The 2,021-nt window shown below is 70.0% G+C and carries 2 protein-coding genes; one reads left to right on the top strand and one right to left on the bottom strand.

Features of this window, described 5'->3' with window-relative positions:
- Positions 1-65 precede the first annotated feature (65 nt).
- Positions 66-1,238, top strand: coding sequence for an 8-amino-7-oxononanoate synthase (locus tag ACFV15_RS48120; RefSeq protein WP_378360233.1), 1,173 nt, complete (start codon positions 66-68; stop codon positions 1,236-1,238).
- On the opposite strand, the gene ACFV15_RS48115 is transcribed toward ACFV15_RS48120, so the two are convergent.
- Positions 1,207-1,632, bottom strand: coding sequence for a GNAT family N-acetyltransferase (locus tag ACFV15_RS48115; RefSeq protein WP_378360231.1), 426 nt, complete (start codon positions 1,630-1,632; stop codon positions 1,207-1,209). The two genes, ACFV15_RS48120 and ACFV15_RS48115, sit on opposite strands and share 32 nt — an antisense overlap.
- Positions 1,633-2,021: the final 389 nt, after the last annotated feature.

The following is a 2,021-nucleotide window of genomic DNA, read 5'->3' as shown; positions in this document are numbered from 1 at the left end:
TGAGTGTTTACGCCGGTTAGAACCGGCGGGAACACTCACGACCCCTGCATGCGAGACTGCGGGGTGTGACTGCTCCCGTTCCCCCCGAAAACGTCTTCGACTGGCTGGACGCCGAAGCCGAGAAGCGCGCGAGCGCGGGCCTGGTCCGGCAGCTGCGGCCGCGGCCGCCGGTCGCCGACGAGCTCGACCTCGCCGGGAACGACTACCTGGGGCTGGCCAGGGACAAGCGGGTCGCGGGTGCCGCCGCGGCGGCGGCGTTGCGCTGGGGCGCCGGTGCGACCGGTTCGCGGCTGGTCACCGGGACGACCGAGCTGCACACCGAGCTGGAGCACGAGCTCGCGCGGTTCTGCGGGGCGCAGGCCGCGCTGGTGTTCTCCTCCGGCTTCACCGCGAACCTCGGCGCGGTGACGGCGTTGTCCGGCGCCGAGTCGGCGATCGTGACCGACAAGTACATCCACGCTTCGCTCATCGAGGGCTGCCGGCTGAGCCGCGCGGACATCGCGGCCGTCGCGCACGTCGACCTGAAGGCGTTTTCGCACGCGCTGAGCACGCGCCGCAAGCCACGCGCGCTGGTGGTCACCGATTCCGTGTTCTCCGTGGACGGTGACATCGCGCCGCTCGCCGAGCTGGCGCAGGCGTGCCGCGAAACGAACGCCTCGCTGCTGATCGACGACGCGCACGGTTTCGGCGTACTCGGCGAAGGCGGCCGCGGCGCCGTGCACGCGGCGGGCCTGGCGGGGGCGCCGGACGTGGTCACCACCATCACGCTGTCGAAATCCCTTGGCGCGCAAGGAGGTGCGGTACTCGGGCCGCGCCGGGTGATCAAGCACCTGATCGACACCGCGCGCAGTTTCATCTTCGACACCGGCCTCGCGCCGTCGAGCGCGGCGGCGGCGTTGGCCGCGCTCAACGCGCTCAAGGCCGAGCCGGAGCTGGCGACCAAGGTGCGCGACGCTTCGATGAACCTCGCGATGCAGCTGAAGGCCGCGGGCTTCACGCTCACCGTCCCGGAAGCCGCCGTCATCTCGGTGCACGCGCCGACGCCCGCCGAAGCCGTCGCCTGGGCCGCGGCCTGTGCGGAGCAAGGGATCCGGGTCGGCTGCTTCCGGCCGCCGTCCGTGCCGGACGGCATCTCCCGGCTGCGGCTGACCGCGCGCGCCGACCTCACCGAGTCCGATGTGGACCGTGCGGTGAAGGTGATCACCGCTACCGCGCCACGTGGCGCCTTCGCATCGTGATGTGCGGGATGCCGTCCTCGAGGAACTCGTCGCCCTCGGGAACGAACCCGAACTTCGCGTAGAACCCGGTCGCGTAGGTCTGCGAGTCGAGCACGCTGTCCGCGTCACCGATGTGGTCCAGCGCGGCCTTCATCAACTCGCCCGCGAGTCCCTTGCCTCGCGCGGACTTGGCCGTGACGACGCGGCCGATCCGGCTCGCGCCATCGGGCTCGGCGAGAATCCGCAGGTACGAACCGAAATCCTCGGTCCAGAGATGCCGGGTGGTCGGCAGCAGGTCGCGCCCGTCGATCTCGGGGTACGGGCATTCCTGCTCGACGACGAACACGTCCACGCGCAGGCGCAGGATCTCGTAAAGGTCGGCAGCGGTCAGCCGATCACCGGCAACGTTGTCCACACCGCATCATACGGCCTGGAAGATCAACCACGGGGTCGTGAGCGTTGCGGGCGGTTCTATTGGGCGGAAAGCCGAATGTGGCTGGCTGGTGAGGTACTCCTTCACCAGGTCCGGCGAGGCGCTCTGGAGCCTCGGGTGGGCATGAAGCGAGGGGGCCGTTGGGTGCGTAGTACGCACTCGGGGGCACACTCGCCCGCAACCGCCACCATGGACCCTGCGCAGGCCAGGCGCCGTCGCGAGCACTCACGACACCGATCGTCGGAGGGTGTGTGGGTTTCGGGGCGTTAGACGACCCAAAACCCACACGCCGGAGTCCCGGCGGGGTGCCTGTGGAGGATTTGCGTCGCCTAACGCCCCCCATACACCACACGCACACAAAAGTGGCCCGG

This window comes from Amycolatopsis sp. NPDC059657, assembly GCF_042734395.1.
GTDB lineage: Bacteria > Actinomycetota > Actinomycetes > Mycobacteriales > Pseudonocardiaceae > Amycolatopsis.
This window is presented reverse-complemented; position numbering and strand designations above follow the sequence as displayed.